The 242-nt window shown below is 58.3% G+C and carries 1 rRNA gene; it reads right to left on the reverse strand.

From position 1 onward, the window contains the following. A 23S ribosomal RNA gene (locus QSK52_RS39390) occupies positions 1-242 on the reverse strand; the annotation flags it as partial.

Raw genomic sequence — 242 nt, forward strand, 5'->3', positions numbered from 1 at the left:
GCACCGGGCAGGCGTCAGTCCGTATACATCGCCTTACGGCTTCGCACGGACCTGTGTTTTTAGTAAACAGTCGCTTCTCGCTGGTCTCTGCGGCCACCACCAGCTCAGGGAGCAAGTCCCGTCACCAACAGTGGCCCCCCTTCTCCCGAAGTTACGGGGGCATTTTGCCGAGTTCCTTAACCACAGTTCACCCGAACGCCTCGGTATTCTCTACCAGACCACCTGAGTCGGTTTAGGGTACG

The sequence above is a fragment of the Kitasatospora phosalacinea genome (assembly GCF_030268885.1).
Classification (GTDB): domain Bacteria; phylum Actinomycetota; class Actinomycetes; order Streptomycetales; family Streptomycetaceae; genus Kitasatospora; species Kitasatospora phosalacinea_C.